Annotated in this window: 16 protein-coding genes and 1 pseudogene; 7 read left to right on the top strand and 10 right to left on the bottom strand. The window is 40.5% G+C overall.

Annotated elements, in window-relative coordinates; genetic code table 11:
* Positions 1 to 62: 62 nt before the first annotated feature.
* Entirely contained in the window at positions 63 to 740 is a 678-nt protein-coding gene (locus RGF10_RS04155; protein ID WP_318507559.1) for a protein kinase family protein, read from the bottom strand.
* Between the two features lie 295 nt (positions 741 to 1035).
* Between RGF10_RS04155 and RGF10_RS04150 the strand changes: the two genes are divergently transcribed.
* From RGF10_RS04150 to RGF10_RS04140, 3 genes are all read left to right on the top strand, one after another.
* Positions 1036 to 1917 (top strand): cation diffusion facilitator family transporter, encoded by an 882-nt coding sequence (locus tag RGF10_RS04150; RefSeq protein ID WP_318507558.1) that lies wholly within the window; start codon positions 1036 to 1038, stop codon positions 1915 to 1917.
* Positions 1918 to 2009: 92 nt separating this feature from the next.
* Complete coding sequence (locus RGF10_RS04145) at positions 2010 to 2486, top strand: hypothetical protein (protein WP_318507557.1); 477 nt, start codon at positions 2010 to 2012, stop codon at positions 2484 to 2486.
* 195 nt (positions 2487 to 2681) lie between these two features.
* A complete protein-coding gene (locus tag RGF10_RS04140) occupies positions 2682 to 3476 on the top strand; it encodes a TIGR00266 family protein (RefSeq protein WP_318507556.1) in 795 nt (264 codons plus the stop codon).
* Positions 3477 to 3530: 54 nt separating this feature from the next.
* Here RGF10_RS04140 and RGF10_RS04135 read toward each other — a convergent pair.
* The 3 genes and pseudogenes from RGF10_RS04135 to RGF10_RS04125 all read right to left on the bottom strand — a co-directional run bounded on the left by RGF10_RS04135 (position 3531) and on the right by RGF10_RS04125 (position 7629).
* A pseudogene (locus RGF10_RS04135) lies at positions 3531 to 4753 on the bottom strand (alanyl-tRNA editing protein).
* 397 nt (positions 4754 to 5150) lie between these two features.
* Complete coding sequence (locus RGF10_RS04130) at positions 5151 to 6086, bottom strand: manganese-dependent inorganic pyrophosphatase (RefSeq protein WP_318507555.1); 936 nt, start codon at positions 6084 to 6086, stop codon at positions 5151 to 5153.
* 271 nt (positions 6087 to 6357) lie between these two features.
* Positions 6358 to 7629 (bottom strand): ammonium transporter, encoded by a 1272-nt coding sequence (locus tag RGF10_RS04125; protein WP_318509326.1) that lies wholly within the window; start codon positions 7627 to 7629, stop codon positions 6358 to 6360.
* Positions 7630 to 7935: 306 nt separating this feature from the next.
* Between RGF10_RS04125 and RGF10_RS04120 the strand changes: the two genes are divergently transcribed.
* Both RGF10_RS04120 and RGF10_RS04115 read left to right on the top strand, forming a co-directional pair.
* Complete coding sequence (locus RGF10_RS04120) at positions 7936 to 8754, top strand: helix-turn-helix domain-containing protein (RefSeq protein WP_318507553.1); 819 nt, start codon at positions 7936 to 7938, stop codon at positions 8752 to 8754.
* Positions 8755 to 8821: 67 nt separating this feature from the next.
* Positions 8822 to 10033: an IS256 family transposase gene (locus RGF10_RS04115; protein WP_318503453.1), complete on the top strand. Its 1212-nt coding sequence runs from the start codon at positions 8822 to 8824 to the stop codon at positions 10031 to 10033.
* 366 nt (positions 10034 to 10399) lie between these two features.
* On the opposite strand, the gene RGF10_RS04110 is transcribed toward RGF10_RS04115, so the two are convergent.
* Positions 10400 to 11428, bottom strand: a complete 1029-nt coding sequence (locus RGF10_RS04110; RefSeq protein ID WP_318507551.1) for a ThiF family adenylyltransferase — start codon at positions 11426 to 11428, stop codon at positions 10400 to 10402.
* Positions 11429 to 11585: 157 nt separating this feature from the next.
* On the opposite strand from RGF10_RS04110, the gene RGF10_RS04105 reads away from it, so the two are divergent.
* Positions 11586 to 13415 (top strand): aldehyde ferredoxin oxidoreductase family protein, encoded by a 1830-nt coding sequence (locus RGF10_RS04105; protein ID WP_318507549.1) that lies wholly within the window; start codon positions 11586 to 11588, stop codon positions 13413 to 13415.
* A 638-nt stretch (positions 13416 to 14053) separates the two neighbouring features.
* Positions 14054 to 15025, top strand: a complete 972-nt coding sequence (locus RGF10_RS04100; protein WP_318507547.1) for a nuclease-related domain-containing protein — start codon at positions 14054 to 14056, stop codon at positions 15023 to 15025.
* Positions 15026 to 15106: 81 nt separating this feature from the next.
* Here the strand turns inward: RGF10_RS04100 and RGF10_RS04095 are convergent, their stop codons facing one another.
* The 5 genes from RGF10_RS04095 to RGF10_RS04075 form a co-directional block, all read right to left on the bottom strand.
* The gene (locus tag RGF10_RS04095; RefSeq protein ID WP_318507545.1) at positions 15107 to 15385 is read right to left on the bottom strand and encodes a MoaD-like domain-containing protein; all 279 of its coding nucleotides are present in this window, start codon (positions 15383 to 15385) and stop codon (positions 15107 to 15109) included.
* Position 15386: 1 nt separating this feature from the next.
* Positions 15387 to 15659: a ubiquitin-like small modifier protein 1 gene (locus RGF10_RS04090; protein WP_318507543.1), complete on the bottom strand. Its 273-nt coding sequence runs from the start codon at positions 15657 to 15659 to the stop codon at positions 15387 to 15389.
* 193 nt (positions 15660 to 15852) lie between these two features.
* Positions 15853 to 17298 (bottom strand): NAD-dependent succinate-semialdehyde dehydrogenase, encoded by a 1446-nt coding sequence (locus tag RGF10_RS04085; protein ID WP_318507541.1) that lies wholly within the window; start codon positions 17296 to 17298, stop codon positions 15853 to 15855.
* Positions 17299 to 17386: 88 nt separating this feature from the next.
* Entirely contained in the window at positions 17387 to 18733 is a 1347-nt protein-coding gene (gabT, locus tag RGF10_RS04080) for a 4-aminobutyrate--2-oxoglutarate transaminase (RefSeq protein WP_318507539.1), read from the bottom strand.
* Positions 18734 to 18836: 103 nt separating this feature from the next.
* Positions 18837 to 19460: a YczE/YyaS/YitT family protein gene (locus tag RGF10_RS04075; protein ID WP_318507536.1), complete on the bottom strand. Its 624-nt coding sequence runs from the start codon at positions 19458 to 19460 to the stop codon at positions 18837 to 18839.
* Positions 19461 to 19571: the final 111 nt, after the last annotated feature.

Raw genomic sequence — 19571 nt, 5'->3', positions numbered from 1 at the left:
ACTAATTGAAGCTAATAAGAATACATTAAAATTATACCGAAATAATGTAAATAAGCCATTTATTAGTTTTCGCTTTCTAGAAATTTTTTTGAACATAGGCTTTTGACTTTTTTATATTTACGATACCCTTTTCTTACCATATTCATAATGAACAACGGAATCGGTGGATGCAAGCGATACAATAACGGTTTGTAAATTTTTTTATAAGCCTTCTTTAGATCAGGCCATTTACTGCAATATCCTTCCTTATAAAAATCAGAAATATCAACTACATATCCTTTTTTCCCATTCATCACTACATTTTTGCCATGAACATCATACGGATTTAATCCAACTGTGGTCGCATAATGAAGGGCATCGTCAATATCCTTCATCACTGATTCCGGAATCTGCTTTCCTTTTACCACCGCATTAAAAAGCGTGATTCCTCTGATCCTTTTTAACACCAAATAATTTTCTCCAAAGGCATAGAGGTTCGAGAATGCCTCGTGCTTCCCACCAATTTTTTTATAAACTTCAATTTCTTTTTTTAACTCATGCTGGCTTCTTCCATATATCTTTACGACCCATTCGGGTTTTGCTTTGTGATAAAACACGGCAGCATAATTGCCACTTCCAAGCATTCTCCAACAGTCAGATGTGTTAATTACTTCAATTGGGTCAAACAAATTGTCAGCTTTTAATGTGACATTTGGCAGTAGCTCTTGTTCAATTAACCTGATATAGGCGTTAATATTCATGTACAATCCCTCAATTTTATTTATGAAAATGATAAAAATGACGATACTAATATTTATGAAAGTAACATAACCTCAAGCACCAAACACATTTTTCATCACATGTTTATTGCATATTTCCATTATCACACACCTTCAATTGAATTTGCGTGGAGATTTTAGCTTATTAATTTTGGTCTATGGCAAAATTTTATATCAAGGTCAATTAACATGCATTACACCTACTCTTTTTCTCTAGACCCACACGAGATTTGTTTGTTACTCTTAAAACGAATAGTACAAATTGGGGTGTCAAAAGATGGAAAGATCGGAAGAAATAAAAAAGGCGGAATCAGGTGCCTGGCTCAGTATCATAGTGTATATTTTATTATCAATACTTAAGCTTGGTGTTGGCTATATTGGAAATTCAGAGGCTTTACGTGCAGATGGTTTAAACAACACAACAGATGTCGTTGTTTCGATTGCGGTCCTTATCGGATTAAGAATTTCAAGAAAACCAGCAGACGAAAACCATTTATACGGGCACTATCGTGCAGAATCTGTTGCCTCATTAATTGCAGCCATTGTCATGACCGCCGTCGGTGTGCAGATCATAATGAATGCAGGGCGTTCATTCCTGTCTTCAAACTACTCTCAGCCAGATATGCTCACATCATGGACAGCACTTTTTGGTGCATTAGTGTTATTCATAGTTTTCTTTTACAATCGGAATTTAGCAAAAAAATTAAATAGCTCCTCCCTAATGGCAGCTGCTCAGGATAGTAAATCAGATGCACTAGTCAGTATTGGGGCATTTATCGGTATTATTGGTGCCAAATTAGGCGCCCCTTGGCTCGATAGCTTTACGGCCGTTATTGTAGGAATCATCATCATTAAAACAGCTTTCTCGATTTTCCGAGAATCCTCTACTTTACTTACAGATGGATTTGATCAAAACCGTTTGGCATTAATCAAGAAAACCGTTGAAAGAACTGAAGGAGTTCTCGATGTAAAGGATATTAAGGCCCGCGAGCACGGCAATAAAGTGTATGTCGACACAACCATCCTTGTTAATCCGCACCTAACCGTTGTGGAGAGTCATAAAATTACCGAGGACATTGAAAAGAAAATGCTAGTCGAACACAGGAACACCTATGTTCTTGTTCATATCGAACCGTATGATGTTAAAGAGCTTTTGTAAATTGTGAGAGAATGACAGACACACTGCACAGTTGGTGCTTGTAATAGACAATGCTATAATGAAGGCTAAAATATAGATTTTGTGGAGGCAATATGTTAACTTTTGAAGAAAAATTAGCGATCATTGAATCTTTTCCTGAGCTAACACGGAAAAATGTATCTCTTGGTCGCATCAATTTCCAATATGAAGAAAGTGTGACGGATAAGAAAAATATTGTTTATCATCTCCATCCTAATGGAAATGGATTTGTATATGCTGAGCCACTAAGCGGTTATTCTACTGACCAAAAGGGAATGGTCAACATTCGAGACTTTTCCAAGCATGAACTTCGTACAATTATTGGGCAGGCGATCGAGGCCTTAGCACCAAGGACTGTCGCACAAGAAGCAATTATCGGAGATGCGTTCGAGGAACGCTGGGTTGATACCGAAAACCACACCCTTATTCTAGTTGATGAAGACGGAATGTGGAATATCTATGCAGGACTAAACCTCGACGAAACTTTTGCTACATACGAAGAAGCAGAACACTATTTAGTAGAAGAAGGCTTTACAAGGCAAAATGTTTAAATGAGTTATTAATAAAATCAAACTGCTTTCTCATTTCAGAGAAAGTAGTTTTTTTATGGATTTTTTCACCATTTATTCAACTGTTGCCGGTAAATCATAAGCGATACTAGCATAAATCCTTTATAATAATAGCTAGGTATAAAACATATTCTATTACGTATAGAAACAGTAACCAAAAAGGCTGGAGGGATAAAAATGAATAACCATGAAATTGATTACAAGATTTATGGAGATGACATGCAGTTCGTCGAAGTAGAATTAGACCCTGAAGAAACCGTTATTGCAGAAGCCGGTAGCTTTATGATGATGGATGGCGACATTCAAATGGAAACCATTTTTGGCGATGGTTCTGGTCGTGATAGCGGCAGTGGAATCATGGGTAAGCTTTTCAGTGCAGGAAAACGCCTTGTAACAGGTGAAAGCTTATTTATGACGGCGTTTACCAACAAAGGGACAGGAAAAAAACATGTTTCATTTGCTTCACCATACCCTGGAAGCATCATTCCCATGGACTTAAGCGAGCATAATGGCAAAATCATTTGTCAGAAGGATGCTTTTTTAGCAGCAGCAAAAGGGGTATCAGTCGGCGTTGAATTTCAAAAGAAAATCGGTGTAGGATTCTTTGGCGGCGAGGGCTTTATTATGCAAAAGCTTGAAGGCGATGGTTTAGCCTTTGTTCACGCAGGTGGCACGATACATAAAAAAGAACTAGCAGCTGGCGACATGCTCAAAGTGGACACAGGCTGTCTGGTGGCACTAACAAGTGATGTACATTATGATATTGAATTTGTCAGTGGTATTAAAACCGCAATGTTTGGCGGCGAAGGTTTATTTTTTGCAACACTAAGAGGACCTGGTACGGTTTGGATTCAGTCTCTGCCATTTAGCCGCCTTGCCAGCCGAGTATTTGCAGCGGCTCCTGCTGGAGGAGGCTCAAAAGACGAGGGCAGCATTGCCAAAGGGCTATTTAACATGTTAAATGGAGATTAAAATCTATAAAAACAGGGAGGCAAAGATTTTCGATTGCCTCCCTGTTTTTTTTGATTACACAAACATTTCAAGGGCCCTTTTTTGTAGTTCTTCCCCTGTCATTGTTGCTTCTCCTCCACCTTGCGCAAAGGCATCATTGCCGCCACCTTTTCCGTTTAGTAAAGGTAATAATTCTGCCGTGATTTGTTTCATACTTCCTTTAGCGGCTTCTCCGCGCGCACATACAAGCTGAATTTTCGAACCATTTTCCGAGATGAGAATCGTTACTGTGTCCGAGGCTTTCGCTACGAGAGTACGTGCTAATTTTTGCAGTTCCTGAATGGAACGATTTTGGAAAACGGCAGTGATAATGTTAGTTTTCCCATTAGCTTGAATCAGATCTTGTGCTTCGTAATGCAATAAGGACTCACGAGCTTCTTCGAGCGCCTTGTCCTTTTCTTTAGCTGTCTCTAGTAACTTTTGAGTGGCTGCTACCATTTCCGGTTCTGGTGCATTCAATAATGGACTTAATTGCTTTAGGACTTTTTGCTTTTGACCAAGCTGCATAAGAACCCGGCTACCACAAACAAACGAGACACGAATTTTCTTTTTCTGACGCTCCCAATCAAGGATTTTAATTGCGGCAACTTGACCTGTTGAATTCGGATGTGTTCCGCCACAGCCGTTATAATCGTAATCTGGAATGATAACGAGACGAATATCGTCTGTTACGGATAGCTGCTTTCTAAGTGGATACTGGGCAACCTCTTGAGGTGAAACCCATCTTGGTTCAATTGGACGGTTTTCAAGAATAATTTGATTCGCTCGTTCCTCTACTCGTTGGGCCTGCTCTTCCGTAAGCTCCTCCGTTTCAAGATCTATCGTCAGCATTTCAGAACCTAAATGAAAGCTGATTGTAGGGAAATCAAATAATTCTTCGAAAGCTGCAGACAAAATATGCTGCCCTGCATGCTGCTGCATGTGGTCGAAGCGTCTCTGCCAATCAATAACGCCGAGGACCTCCGTTTGTCGATTTGGTAGCGGTGCTTCAAGATAGTGTCGTATTTCCCCATCAATTTCTTCCACGTTTATTACTTTTTCATCATTAATAGTTCCCGTGTCATGTGGCTGGCCACCCCGGTTGGGTAAAAGGCGGTTTGATCAAGGATGATGTAGCACTGGCCTGAGGATCCTTGTACTTGTTTTATCACATTTGCGGAAAATGACCTTATATATGGATCTTTATAATATAATTTATGCTCCACTTTATTTCCTCTTTCCTTGCACGATATATTCATCATTAATTTGAACAAATATCCTCTTGCAGGTCAAGTCGGATTGAAAATTGATAGGTTTGAGAAGAAATTAAGGATTTTGAAAAGGAATTGATGATTTTTTTAATAAAAATACTTATTTCGGGGTATAATCACTCATTTTTTTAAAGAAAAGGGAAATTTCGATTCGTTTTATGCACATAAACTTGCAGATATGCTCGTTTAATTGTGGATATGATATATGTTCAAAATTTTATGATACAACTTTTCAGATATATGCACGACTTTTGAAATTTATGATTCAACTTTAAAAATTTATGCACGTTTAATTCTGTATATGCACGCTTTGAGATTTAGGCGGGAACATGAAAAAACCCGTTCCTCCATTGACATGGAAGATCGGGCACTTTACTTCACTAGATTAAGCTTTTTTTACAAATGCATCTGTAAGTGGTGGAACGATTTGCTTTTTACGAGAAACAACGCCTTTTAATACCGCACTATTATTTGCTAATGTTACGTTGAATGCTTCTTCAACAACACTTGTTTCGCGACCTAATGCAACAGCAACTGAATCATTTGTTAATATATCCGTTACAACAAACAAGAATAAATCAAGATTTTTCTCAGCTATCACACCGTTAAGAGCATCTTCTAGCTCAGCTTGACGGCTCATAACATCGTTCGTGTCAACCGCATTAACTTGAGCTACTTCTACTTTAGCATTGCCCATTTGGAATTCTTTCGCATCTAACGTGATTAACTCAGCGATTGTTTTTTGGCTTAGGTCCGCTCCAGCTTTTAACATAGCTAGACCATAGCTGTCTGCATCTACACCAGCAATTTCAGCTAGTTCTTTTGCAGCCGCAACATCCTGCTCCGTGCATGTTGGAGATTTGAATAGCAATGAATCAGAAATAATAGCTGACAACATTAAACCAGCGATATTTTTCTCGATTGCCACTCCATTTTCTTTGTACATTTTATTAAGGATTGTTGCTGTACAACCAACTGGCTCACAACGGTAGTATAAAGGATCTGAAGTCTCAAAATTAGCAATACGATGATGATCAATAACTTCAAGTACTTTTACTTGATCGATGTCGTTCGCACTTTGCTGGCGCTCATTGTGGTCAACAAGAATAACATGTTTAACCTCTGCAGAGACTTGCTCCACTAGGCGTGGTGCTTCCACTCCAAATTGATCTAACGCATATTGTGTTTCACCGTTTACAGAACCTAAACGGATTGGCTCCACTTCTACACCTAATTTTGATTTCAGATCTGCATAAGCGATTGCAGAACAAATTGTGTCTGTATCTGGGTTTTTATGGCCGAAAATAAATACTTTATCCATATTCAATCTCCTTATCATTTATTACATATTGGCTATGTATATGTCCGTATTCTATTTTAAAGGATTTTGTCAAAAATACAAAAAAAAATCATCGACAAAGTTTTTTCTTATTTGAAAGGCTTTATTAAACTTGTCTGTTGATATACGCTCCAGGTGCTCTAATCAATAGGGTGCCTAAAATCAACAACGTCCTTTATATCAGCCCAATAATAAAGAACAGGCTTCTACTTGGAAGTAGAAGCCTGCCTATGTTTCTTACTCTTGATTCCTACTAAAGTGCATCCTGTTTTGCATTGATGGATGATATGGAAGCAGCAGTGGGAGTCGTAGAATTATAAGCAAATTCTTCGTGGAAGCTTAAATCTAAGCCCAATAGCTCCTCTTCCTTACTAACACGCAGCGGGGTAAACAGCCCGATGACCTTCAGGATGACAAAGGTGCCGACTGTTGCCAGCAAAATCGCTGCTCCTACTCCAACAAATTGGTGAAGGAGTTGTTCTGGATTTCCATACAGCAGTCCGTTATTTCCTGCTTCATTTACACTTTTAGTGGCAAAAATTCCAGTCGCAATCGCGCCCCAAATTCCGCCAATCCCATGGACACCAAACGCATCCAATGTATCATCATATTTAAAGCGAACCTTAACAAAATTTATACCAAAATAGCAAATTGGTGCAGAGAGAAGGCCAATCAAAAGTGCAGATGGAATGGTTACAAATCCAGTTGCTGGTGTGATCGCCACTAAACCGCCAATTGCACCGGTCGCTGCGCCAACAAGAGTTGGCCGTTTGCGAATAAACCATTCAATCATCAGCCAGCCAAAGCCTCCAGTCGCCGCTGCTACTGTTGTTGTGGCAAACGAAAGGGCAGCAAGACCACCTGATCCAAGCGCGCTTCCACCATTAAAGCCATACCAGCCAAACCAGAGCGTTGCAGCCCCAATTAGAAAAAATACGATATTATGTGGTGCATGACCATTTTTCAGCTTTTCATCGCGTGGCCCAATCACAATCGCGGCGACAAGCGCACTGACACCTGAGAGAATATGAACGACCGTTCCACCTGCAAAATCAAGCTCTCCCATCTCGAACAGCCAACCACCACCCCAAACCCAGTGAGCCATAGGTGCGTACACGAGAGTAACCCATAAAACAGTAAACCAGGTCCAGGCAGTAAAGGAAATCCGACCAGCAATTCCCCCTGAAATGATTGCCACTGTAATCGCAGCAAACGCTCCTTGGAAAATAACAAAGAGCAGATCAGGAATCGTAAACCCTAAGGTTGTTCCCGTTCCAATCCCTTTTAGGCCAAGAAATTCGAAAGAACCAATTAATCCGGCTGTGTCAGTTCCAAATGCAAGCGTATAGCCCCATAAGACCCAAACAATGGTTACGATTAGCAAGCTGACAAAGCTGTGCATCATCGTTGAAATTACATTTCGTTCACTTACCAATCCCCCATAAAACAATGCCAGACCAGGAACATGCATAAATAACACGACCGCTGTCGACACGAGCATCCACGTTGTATCACCGGTATCGATTACTGGCTTTTCTCCAGCTGCCAAGGCACTTACAGGGATTGAAATGAAGAAAATAAAAAATAAGATTCCAAGTAAAGCAAACTTTCTCCTAAATAGACCCATTGAAATTCCTCCCATATTTTTGACTTATCATTAAAGTTAATTAGTTTTGAGGTGGTTGGATTGTAAAAATCGGAACTATTTTTCTGAAAATTCCCTTATTCTGAAAATTAATGTCAGGTTATCTAACAACCTTGTGGATACATTTCCCAATTTATCTAATAATGGATGAATAAATGTGACATAAGTTTGTCAGGAGGATTAACAATGAATATGTATAGTGAGAAAGTCTATTTTCCTGCACAGCCAGAAATCGAACTGAATACAGCCCTTTATCAGGAAATGAAGCCAATTGGCTCTAAATATGACAACCAAATAGCTTTATTTTATCAATTTAAAACGACGGAACACTCCATCCACTCTCTCTCATTAATACCTGATGGGTGCTTTGATATTTTGTTCCGCTGTGACGACAAGCAGCCAGATGCTATCCTTTGGACAAGTCCATTGCAGCGGCGGTTGCAACCTAATTTTCATAAGAATTGTATTTATTTTGGGATTCGCTTCTATCCTGAACAGAGCCTAATAAAGCTTAATTACCCAATGAAGGAAATGCTGGACCGCCAAATTCCACTTACAGATGTGATGACATTCGATCCTTCATGGATTGAAATGATTTGTACTACTCCTTCTTTTAATGAAAGAATCAAGAAGTTTAGTGCATTTTTATCACGGTTAGAGCCCATCACGAACAATGACTCACAAATCATTATTTCTGCCGTAAAAAATATCGCGGCTACAAGCGGTTTATTAAATATCAGTGAATTATCAAGGAAGATCGGTTATTCCGATCGATATATTCGTGGGAAATTTGAGGAATACATTGGCTTTTCTCCAAAGCAATTCTGTCAAATCGTCAAATTTCAAAATTGCTTACACAATCTTTTATTTGAAGATGATACAGATTTATTGGACCTTATTTATGATTATGGCTATTACGACCAAGCTCATTTTATAAGAGGCTTTAAGAAATTTGCCTACTTCACACCCGGTCAGTACAAAAATCAATTTAATAAAGGGATGTAGTATTGGAAGAGAACGTCTATATTTTTGTGTAAATGGTTATACTTTCCAATTAAGGAGATGATCGTTTATGCAAAACTTTGGTGATATGACCATAAGAGAATTAGCCAGTCAATGTGAAACAGTGGATGACATTCAAGTTATGATTCGAGACTTATTTAGAGAAACACTCCAACAGGTATTCGAGGCTGAGATTGAAGACCACCTCGGTTACTCAAAACACAATGTGAAAGGAAACAACTCAGGAAATAGTAGAAACGGATACAGTAAGAAGACTATCAAGTCTAAGTTGGGCGAAACAGAAATAAAGATTCCTAGGGACAGAAAAGGTGAATATGAACCTCAAATAATTAAAAAGTACGAGACCTCTATTAACGGCTTAGAGGATCAAATTATTTCACTTTACTCAAAAGGAATGTCTACCCGCGATATTGAGGATCACATGAAAGATATCTACGGTATTAGTGTTTCACCTTCTTTGGTTAGTAAGGTGACTGATAAAATATTACCGCTCGTTTATGAGTGGCAGTCCCGTTTATTAGACCCTGTGTATCCAATCGTGTTTCTTGATGCGATTCACTTCAAAGTTAAGCATGAAAATCGGATTATCAATAAAGCTGCCTATACGGTATTAGGCATCAACACCGATGGTGTTAAAGATATTCTTGGCATTTGGATTGGTGAAAATGAAAGTGCTAGTTTCTGGCTAAACGTTTGCCAGGAATTGAAAAGCCGAGGAGTTCAAGACATCCTAATTGCCTGTAAAGACGGGCTTTCCGGCTTCTCAGACGCCATAACATCTACGTTCCCAAAGACTGATATTCAATTGTGTGTGATACATCAACTACGCAATAATTTAAAGTATGTCCCTACCAAACATCGTAAAGAGGTTATGGATGATTTAAAAAAAGTCTATAAGGCATTTACGCTGGAACAGGCTGAAATGGCTTTTACTGAGTTCAAAGAAAAGTGGGATAAAAAGTTTCCATCGGTTGTTAAGTCTTGGGAGAATAATTGGCTAGAACTAACGGCCTTCTTTGCCTATCCGGTTGAAATCAGAAAGTTAATCTATACAACTAACACCATCGAAGCATTCCATAGACAGCTGCGAAAAGTCACAAAAACAAAGACGGCTTATCCAACCGACAATGCTCTTAGAAAGATAGTTTACTTGGCGACTGTTGGGGTAACAGACACATGGACTAACGCTATCCCAGGTTGGTTAGAATGTAGACAGCAGTTTGAAATCATGTTTAGTGATCGTCTTGGAATTAACGATTAAGTTTGTTGTTTAGTTTAGGGCTGCGCCCTAGGGTTTATCGCTTTTTGTTCTCCCAAAAGGGAAAAAGAGAGGTGAATACACCTCTCCCGTTTGTACAGAACCTTACTAGGTGCTCGGGTTGCTCCCCAGCATTGCCCTATCCCCCTAGTAAGTAAGAGCACTATAGTTTAAGTGTAGTCAAAATTATTGTAATTAAATCATTTACACAAAATAATTTACATTCCCTATTGGAATGATCTATTGATACGTTTTAAAGTATTTTGCCCCTATTAAAGCGCCATAATGGCACCTTTTCATATATATCTCCACCAAAAAAAGAAAGGGAATCGAGCCTCTCCGTCGATTTCCTTTCCTTTTGTTGACAAATTATGTACCGATATATTTCGAATAATAATTTTTGGCTTGCACAAGATCATTTAGTCCATGAATAAGGACACGTCCATCCTTGAAAAATACCATCGTTATTTCCTCACTCGGAGAAAAGCGCAGCATATACGGATTCATTTCGACCTTTCCACTTGTTTTAAGGCGATCAGCTGTTTGCTGAAAATCGATGGGCTGCTTGATTCTTGGGTTAATTTGTACCGTATTTCGACCACACAGACTCGTATAGGCGATTTGCTTGCTGGAAGAACGGTCTAAAAATTCAAATTCGTGATTCACACACGCTGGACATGACAGGTTGTGACCATTCGAAATATCCATTTGAAAAAAGGAATTTGTCCAAATATCGAACTGCTCCAGATTGGGGTTTGAGTCAGCACCAACTAAAAGCTTCAGAACTTCTATCGCTTCGAAAGAACCAATGATGTCCGTTATTGGCGAGAGCACACCAATCGTATCACAAGTTTCACCTAACCCTGCCGGAACATCAGGAAATAAGCAACGATAACAAGGTGTTTTACCCGGTATAAATGTTGCGAACATACCTCTTGAGCTAACAGCACCGCCATATACCCAGGGAATTCCTAGCTTTATCGCCACATCGTTGATTAAATAACGGGTCATAAAATTATCCGTACCATCAACAATCACATCAAAGCCTCGGAAGTATTCTTCTGCATTATCAAGATTTAAATCTGAAAGAATAGGGTCAATTATCACGGTTGAGTTAATTGCCTTGAGTCGTTTTTCAGCAGCCACCACCTTTGGTAAGTTGGCAGAAGCATCCTCCTCCGTATACAATACCTGACGTTGTAGGTTGGACAACTCAACGATATCGCGGTCAATCATGCGCACATACCCAACTCCAGCACGTACGAGGTGGTTGGCGATTACTGTGCCAAGCGCTCCCATTCCAACAATGACAACTCGTGCTTGAGATATTTTCGTTTGTCCTTCTGTTCCAATCGGTTTAAATAACATCTGTCTCGAATACCGTTCTAATGTACTCATGGACAACCTCCTTATCTTTTTCATTATAAATTATTTTTTATTTAAATTTACTAATTATTTCGTGTGTCTGAAAAAAAGGATTTTTTAAAAAATTAGCTAATATAATATGGGTAGTACATTTTTTCAATATAGAAATGAAAGAGGTGTGTGTAATACGATGAAGCTTGGCGGATTTAAAAACAAAGAAGTTGTTGTTGATTTAACTAACGGTGAAATTACTTACAGAGAAATTAATGAAGATTTAGCCAGAAAGTACATCGGTGGCCGTGGACTGGGAGTAAAATATGTCCTTGATAACGGACCTGAGGTAGAGCCTTTTTCAGAAGAAAACATTTTATGTGTGATGACCGGTCCTGTGACAGGGTCACGCTCGTCAATGAGTGGACGACTTGCGGTCGTTACAAAATCACCTCTAACTGGGACCGTTACGGATTCCCATATGGGTGGTTGGACAGCGGCTCGCTTAAAATGGGCTGGTGTTGATAACATTATTGTTAAAGGCAAGAGTGACAAACCAGTATACCTCTATATTGAAGACGGAAAAGCAGAAATTCGCGATGCCGCTGATTTATGGGGAAAAGGAACTCGCGGCACAATTGCGGCCTTAAAAGAAGTTCACGGGGCCGATGATCTTAGCGTCATGACGATCGGTCAAGCAGGTGAAAATCGCGTCCTTTTCTCTGGATTTATTAATGAACATGATCGTTCTGCTGGCCGTGGTGGCACAGGCGCTGTCGCTGGCCATAAATTATTAAAAGCAATTGTTATTAAAGCACCTCAAAAAGGCAATATGCCAGAGCCTGCTCTAAAGGATGAATATAAAGAAGCAAATAAAAAAGCCGTTAAAGCGATTCTTGAAGGTGGACTGACTGCACCGAATAAAGGCGGTCTCTCAGTCTATGGAACGAATGTTTTAACAAATTTAATTAATGAAGTGGGAGCGCTTCCTACGAAAAACTCTCAATTAACGCACTGGAATGAAGCTGAAAAGCACAGTGGTGAATATTATAACAAGCATTTGCTGGTATCGAACAATACGTGCCACGCTTGCCCTGTTGGCTGTAAAATCGAAGTTGAGGTTAAGGAAGGAAAATATAAAACTCGCGTTGAGAGTATTGAGTTTGAATCGGCATGGTCCATCGGTGCCAACTGTCTATTAAGTGATGCTGAAGCAATCTCTTATATCATTGACCGTTGTAACGAGTATGGACTTGATACAATCGAGCTTGGCCACGCTTTCTCCGTAACAATGGAAGCCTTTGAAAAAGGTATCATTGATGAAAAGCTTGAGTGGGGCGATGCCGATGCGATGGTCGAGCTAACTCGAAAAATTGCTTATCGAGAAGGACTCGGTGGTGTGTTAGCAGAAGGTCCAGCCCGTGCCACTGCTTTATGGGGTGCTCCTGAGCTTTCAATGTCTGTAAAAGGTCAATCGATTCCAGCTTATGATCCACGCGGAATCCAAGGAATTGGTTTGGGCTATGCCACAAGTAACCGTGGCGCCTGTCACTTACGCGGCTATACGGTTGCAAGTGAAATTGCCGGAATTCCTGAGCCAACTGATCGCTTAGAAGCCCACGGCAAAGGCGAGCTTCTGAAAATTTTCCAAGACTTATTATCTTTCTCTGATTCTATGAATATTTGTAAATTCTCCTCCTTCTCAGAAAATGCTGAGCATTATGCAGAGCAATATGGCACGATGACTGGGGTTGAGTTGACTGGCGAAGATGTTATGAAAATTGGTGAGCGCATCTATAACCTTGAGCGCTACTATAACAATCTAGCAGGTTTCGATAAGCGCGAAAATGACTTCCTACCGAAGCGTTTCACCGAAGAGCCTGCTTCCGGCAACAGCGCAGGTCATGTAAGCCGCATGGATATTATGCTAGAAGAGTATTATCAAGTGCGCGGCTGGGTTGATGGGGTCGTTCCAACTGAGAAGTTGATTGAATTAGGCATTATTGATGAGGCAGTTGAGCAGAAATAGAAGTGTGTTGAACCTTGTTTTGAGCACCACAGGTGATTAGTACGTTGCCTGTGGTGTTTTTTTGTTTTTGTTTGACCGGTTAAGTATTGGAAGATAAACTGATAGGTGTATATGTTGATGATGTGATATTGTGTGTCTTCAAACTTGGTGTCGGGGGGTGGAGAGAAATTGGGACTGTTTGCATTGAACTTGGTGTCGGGGTGGAGGCTGTAGCAAAATCGTGCATATCTACTCCTAAACGTGCATAAATCCTTTTGAGCGTGCATATCCACAACTAGACGTGCATAAGTTTTTAAAGTTGTATCATAAATTTTTAAAGTCGTGCATATTTTTAAAAAGTTGTATCATAAATTTTTAAAGTTGTATCATATCCCCGTTCAAACGTGCATATCGTCCATTTCGCGTGCATAAAACTACTTACTTTTTCTAATGAATACCTCCCTTTTCAAAAAAAACCGTTTTAATCGTAAAAATTCACTATTTTCCAACTGAAAATTCCTCCTTTTATATCTAAATCCTACCTTTTTTCAAAAAAACGTAATTTTTTACGTAATTAATCTCCCAAATTACACATAAATCCTCATCATCCGTTTATCTATTGCTACCAATAAAAATCTATTCTAAAGGAGACCAACCAAATGTTTTTAGGTGAGAGAAAAATACCATTAATCGTACAAAAATGTGAAGCTCTAATCCGTAATTTGCCAGCAAACCATTGGAAAATCCCCGAGATAAATAATGAACTTTCAAAACATCTATCTGGTTATTATGGAGAATGCTCGATCGACTATCACCTTGGCAAATTAGATAAAGAGAAATACGATATTATCCCCGGACTCCGTCTAAAAAACAAGGATCGCTACTTTCAAATTGACTCCTTTGTCCTCTCCAATTACTTTTTGCTTCCTATTGAGATAAAATACTTAACCGGCGATATTGAAATTGATCATACAAAAGGGCAATTAATACAAGACAAGAACGGGATTATTAAGGTATACGATGATCCTATTTCACAAGCACAGCAACAAAGAATGCAATTCATTCAATGGCTCAAAGAACAAAAATGTCCTACGATACCTGTTGATTTCTTAGTTGCTTTTTCGAACAACAACTGCCATATCAAAAGAATCAATGGGAATTCCAATCATTTCTGGAAAATATGCCGCGGTATTAATCTAACCGAAAAAATAGCAATCATGGAAAAAATGTATCAAACAGAATATATGACTGCAAAAGAACGAAAAAGGCTTGGTAAAATTTTATTAAAACAAAATGAGCCGCTTGATATCGATATTCTTAAACGTTTTCAAATTCCAACAGACGAGGTCCTACCAGGAGTCCAGTGCCAAACCTGCTACAGTAGACCTATGGTGTACACTTACGGAACATGGGAATGCTCTTATTGTGGAGAAAAATCAAAGACTGCCCACGAACAATTAATCGCCGATTATTTTTTCATTTACAACTCAACGTTAACAAACAAAGAATTCCGCAAAATAACGAATATTCAGCAGCGGGCAAAGGCAACTAGAATCCTCAATTCAATGAATCTCCCCCATCAAGGTTCGAACAAAGGCCGAGTCTATTTCCCTTTTCCTACTGATAAATAAATTCCTTTTTCACAAAAAAAGCCAAGGGCACAATTTCTGCCCTCGACCCATTATTCATGCGCAAGCACAGGTACTAATCCCTTAGCCCCCAACTCTAGTAGTCTTATAACGATAGTGCTTAATCAACTCTTCTAAACTAGCATCGTCGTCAGCAACAAACCTAACGATAACCGCATTAACCTTGAATACAGCAGTGAACGTAAGATCATCTTCACTAACAATTTGGGCTTCCCAGCCTTCTCCAGTAAACGCAGCCAGAAAAGCCTCTGCGGACACATTCCGTTTACCGCCTAGTTCTTCGAAGTACATTTCCAGATGTTGACGATTGATGCCTCGAAATTCGAGCTCACGGCTAACCATTTTAGCCTCCTGCCACTGGCGGGAAGAGGGCAAACTGATCGGTTTCCTTCACCTTGGTTTCAAGTCCGTCAGCGTGGACGATATTTCTGCCGTTGATGTAAACATGGACAAATGGCTTCAGCTCTTTCTCTTCTGTAAAAATTTCATTATATAATTCAGGAAACATCTCGTTCATGGTGTCGAGCACGTCGATGACCCGTTCGCCGTTTAGCTTTACTTCTACTGTGACGCCACCGCATATGTCCCGAAGATTTGCAAATACCTTCACCTGCATTCTATCGCCCCTCTCTGTTTATGTTTATATTAAAATCAAAGTGAAGCGTTGTCACTATTTTAGTATTTTGATTTTGAATTTTTCAAAAAAAGAACCCTGTTTCACGAAAAAAACAGGGCGTAGCTCCATTATGATTGATTCAAGCCAGAATCTGTTGTTGTCAAAGCAGTAGGCGACGTTACACCTAGCTTCATTATTCATCCAAGCCAATCGAAATGTACTTAACCTCTAAATATTCCTCGATTCCATAATGGCCGCCTTCCCGACCGAGGCCGCTTTCCTTGTAGCCGCCAAATGGCGCTTGTGGAACGGATGGCAGGGCGTCGTTTAAGCCGATAATTCCATATTCCAGCTGCTCGGTGATTCGGAACGAGCGACTTAAATCTTTTGTATACACATAGGCAGCCAAGCCATAAGTAGAATCATTTGCACGGGCAATGACTTCTTCCTCTGTTTCGAAGGTGGAAATCGGGGCTACCGGACCGAATATTTCATCCTGCATGCATTCCATATTGTCACTAACATTGGTTAAGATGGTCGGGGGGTAATAGTTGCCCGCAACATCATTAGGTATCACACCGTTAAACGTAAGCTTCGCGCCTTTTTTCAATGCATCAGCCACCATTCCCTCGACTTTATGTAACGCAGCCTGGTCAATCAATGGTCCAATATCAATCCCAGACTCCAAGCCGTTACCGACCTTAAGCTTTGCCAATTCCACTTGAAAAAGCTGGATAAAAGCATCGGCCACATTCCGTTGAACGTAGACACGATTCGTGCAAATACAGGTCTGGCCTGCATTGCGGAATTTCGATTGCACAAGACCAACAGCAGCTTTTGCTAAATCGGCATCATCCATGACGATAAACGGGGCATTTCCGCCTAACTCGAGCGAAATCTTTTTCACCGTTTCTGCCGCGCCCCTCATCAAGGTTTTGCCAACTTCAGTCGAGCCAGTAAAGGTGATTTTCGTTACGCGATTGTCTTTTAGCCATGCTTCACCAATTTCGCCTGACTTTCCCGTGATGACATTTAATACACCAGGTGGGACTCCAGCCTCGTGTGCTAGCTCCGCCAATTTTAATGCGGTTAGCGGTGTTTGACTCGCTGGCTTGATGACAGCTGTGCAGCCAGCGGCCAGTGCTGGTGCCACTTTTCTTGTAATCATTGCCGCTGGAAAGTTCCATGGCGTGATGGCGGCAATCACGCCGACAGGTTCCTTGCGAATGAGTATCCGCTTATTTGGTGCGGACGCAGGGATTGTTTCACCATACACACGCTTCGCTTCCTCTGCAAACCAGGAGATGAAGCCGTTCGCATAGGCAACTTCTCCTTTTGCTTCGTTTAAAGGCTTTCCTTGCTCCATCGTCATTACTTTCGCGATTTCACCGATATTTTCTTCAATTAGATCATGCCACTTCATTAAGATTTGGAACCGCTCCTGTGCCGTCTTTTTCGACCAGCTCTTAAAGGCCGCATAAGCAGCATCAACCGCTTGCATAGCTTCTCTCGCACCGCCAGTTGGAACCGACCCAATAACCTTATTCGTAGCGGGATTCAGCACCTCCGTGTGCTCCTCTGCATCATTTCCAACCCATTCTCCATTTACATACATGTGATAAATCTTGGTTTCACTCATTGCTGCCCCTCCAACCATTTCTAAGTCCACAATTTAAAGTTACGGGGTAAGTCGCAATCAGAACTCCAACCATTTCTAAATTCTCAAGCTAAGATCCTGTGAAAACTGCTGCCATAGCTTCCTCTAAGATTTCCATGCCTTCTTCAAGCTGGTCATCCGTAATCGTAATCGGCATGAGGATCCGAATGACATTGCTGTACAGACCGGCACTTAACAGGAGCAATCCACGCTCACCTGCCTCTTTAATAATTTTTCCAACCGCCGCTTTATTCGGTGTTTTGTCGTTTCGACCCATGACAATTTCCATGGCATTCATTGCCCCTAGTCCGCGGACATCACCAATTTGTTCAAAGCGAGCGGCAAGTGCTGCCATCTTTTCACGCACTTTTTCACCTAATTTCGTCGCTCGTTCATTTAATTTTTCTTCCTCAATAATGTCGAGTACAGCTAGTGCGGCACGACAGCCGAGCGGACTGCCGCAATACGTTCCGCCAATTTCTCCGATATCGGAGCTATCCATTATTTCTGTCCGACCAATGACCCCACTAATTGGCACACCTGCTCCCATTGACTTCGATACCGTAACGATATCCGGAACCACCCCAAAGTGTTCAATCGCAAAATATTTTCCTGTCCGCGCAAAACCCGTTTGAATTTCATCGGCAATAAAAAGGATTCCATATTGGGTGCATATTTCTCGTACTCTTTTTACAAAGTCGATGCTTGGAACGATAAAGCCGCCCTCACCTTGGACCGGTTCCATTACAACTGCGGCAATTGTTTCCGGTGCCACTTCGGCAAGCAAAAACTGTTCAAACTGCTCAATTAACATTGCGCTATATTGTGCCTCGTTCATCCCATCTGGGCGCCGAAAAACGTACGGAAAAGGTGCTTTATAGATTTCTGGCGCGAACGGACCAAAACCAAACTTATATGGCTTGACTTTACTGGTCATCGTCATCGCCAGTAAGGTTCGTCCATGAAACCCTCTTGTAAAAGCAACAATTCCCTGACGTTTTGTATATTTTCGAGCAATTTTCACAGCGTTCTCAACTGCCTCCGCCCCGCTATTAAAAAATGCTGCCTGTTTCGAAAAATCTCCTGGGGCAAGCTCGCAAAGTCGTTGGGCTAATTGTATATAGGATTCATACATCATCACATTAAAGCCCGTGTGAATGAATTGCTGAAGCTGGTCCTGGAGTGCACTGACAACACTGGGATGGGAATGACCAACATTTAAGGTGCCAATCGCTCCTGCAAAATCGATATAGGTGTTGCCGTCGACATCCTCGACGATTGCACCATTTGCACTTTTTACAAACGAGGTGCAATTATTACTGATGCCTCGAGGGACATATTGTTCTCTTTTTGCTAATAAATCCAAAGATTGAGGGCCTGGTATAGAGGTTTTTTGCTTTGCAAATTTTTTCTCCACCTTAACGACACCTCCAAAGTATTTTTTTATTCCTATATCATCATATTTTTTAAAAATAAGACCTAGACCAGATCTTTCAGAAATGCAACTTCAGGCTTTCATTTTATACAAATATACTAATTTTCTTGTTGTACAGTATCCAAGAAGCCTTGTTAAAAAATTGAACAATGTGACCAATCACTACGAAGATGATAATCGTCCCGATCCCAATCCCCATAGAGCCACCAACGAAAAAGCTTAAGACAACAGCAGAACCCTCTAGCATGGTTCTTGTTATGGTAAAACTTAGATTAAACTTCGTGCTAAGAGCGACCATCGTCCCGTCATATGGCATTTTTGGAAGATCAGCGGTTAAATAAATCCCCACCCCCATCCCTATGAACAGTACACCTATTGAAAAAACACTACATTTTACAGAGAGCGGCGCTTGAGTTAAATCGAGGTTTTTCAGTACAATCCCCATCCAAAAATCAATGATTAGTCCCCAAATGGTGATGGTTATGATGGATTCAAATTCCGGCCTCCGCTTTAATAAGACCGCATTTACCAGTAGAAAAAAAGCCTGCCAAAGCCCCATCCATGTCCCAAGTGTTAACCCAAATCTTTCGGTTAAACCCATATTAACAACATCCCAAGGCCCGGCTCCTACCTTTGAATGAATTAGGAAGCAAACACCCAAACAGGCAATCGCTAAACCGACCAAATAAAAAGTAATTCTTTTCACCATATGAATCCCTTTCCTCTTGAAGTGATAGTTCAATAATATGAACAACCCCAATCACTTGATGCAAATTTCTTTAGTGATTTTAATAATCAATGTAAAATTGATATAATGAGA

The organism is Bacillus sp. T3 (assembly GCF_033449965.1).
GTDB lineage: Bacteria > Bacillota > Bacilli > Bacillales > Cytobacillaceae > Bacillus_BU.
This window is presented reverse-complemented; position numbering and strand designations above follow the sequence as displayed.

Excerpts from the sequence above, each read along its gene's own strand:
- RGF10_RS04100 (WP_318507547.1), top strand. The coding sequence starts at position 14,054 with ATGTTTTTAGGTGAGAGAAAAATACCATTAATCGTACAAAAATGTGAA.
- RGF10_RS04075 (WP_318507536.1), bottom strand. The coding sequence starts at position 19,460 with ATGGTGAAAAGAATTACTTTTTATTTGGTCGGTTTAGCGATTGCCTGT.
- RGF10_RS04090 (WP_318507543.1), bottom strand. The coding sequence starts at position 15,659 with ATGCAGGTGAAGGTATTTGCAAATCTTCGGGACATATGCGGTGGCGTC.
- RGF10_RS04110 (WP_318507551.1), bottom strand. The coding sequence starts at position 11,428 with ATGAGTACATTAGAACGGTATTCGAGACAGATGTTATTTAAACCGATT.
- RGF10_RS04155 (WP_318507559.1), bottom strand. The coding sequence starts at position 740 with ATGAATATTAACGCCTATATCAGGTTAATTGAACAAGAGCTACTGCCA.
- RGF10_RS04105 (WP_318507549.1), top strand. The coding sequence starts at position 11,586 with ATGAAGCTTGGCGGATTTAAAAACAAAGAAGTTGTTGTTGATTTAACT.
- RGF10_RS04095 (WP_318507545.1), bottom strand. The coding sequence starts at position 15,385 with ATGGTTAGCCGTGAGCTCGAATTTCGAGGCATCAATCGTCAACATCTG.
- RGF10_RS04120 (WP_318507553.1), top strand. The coding sequence starts at position 7,936 with ATGAATATGTATAGTGAGAAAGTCTATTTTCCTGCACAGCCAGAAATC.
- RGF10_RS04130 (WP_318507555.1), bottom strand. The coding sequence starts at position 6,086 with ATGGATAAAGTATTTATTTTCGGCCATAAAAACCCAGATACAGACACA.
- RGF10_RS04085 (WP_318507541.1), bottom strand. The coding sequence starts at position 17,298 with ATGAGTGAAACCAAGATTTATCACATGTATGTAAATGGAGAATGGGTT.
- RGF10_RS04115 (WP_318503453.1), top strand. The coding sequence starts at position 8,822 with ATGCAAAACTTTGGTGATATGACCATAAGAGAATTAGCCAGTCAATGT.
- RGF10_RS04140 (WP_318507556.1), top strand. The coding sequence starts at position 2,682 with ATGAATAACCATGAAATTGATTACAAGATTTATGGAGATGACATGCAG.
- RGF10_RS04145 (WP_318507557.1), top strand. The coding sequence starts at position 2,010 with ATGTTAACTTTTGAAGAAAAATTAGCGATCATTGAATCTTTTCCTGAG.
- RGF10_RS04150 (WP_318507558.1), top strand. The coding sequence starts at position 1,036 with ATGGAAAGATCGGAAGAAATAAAAAAGGCGGAATCAGGTGCCTGGCTC.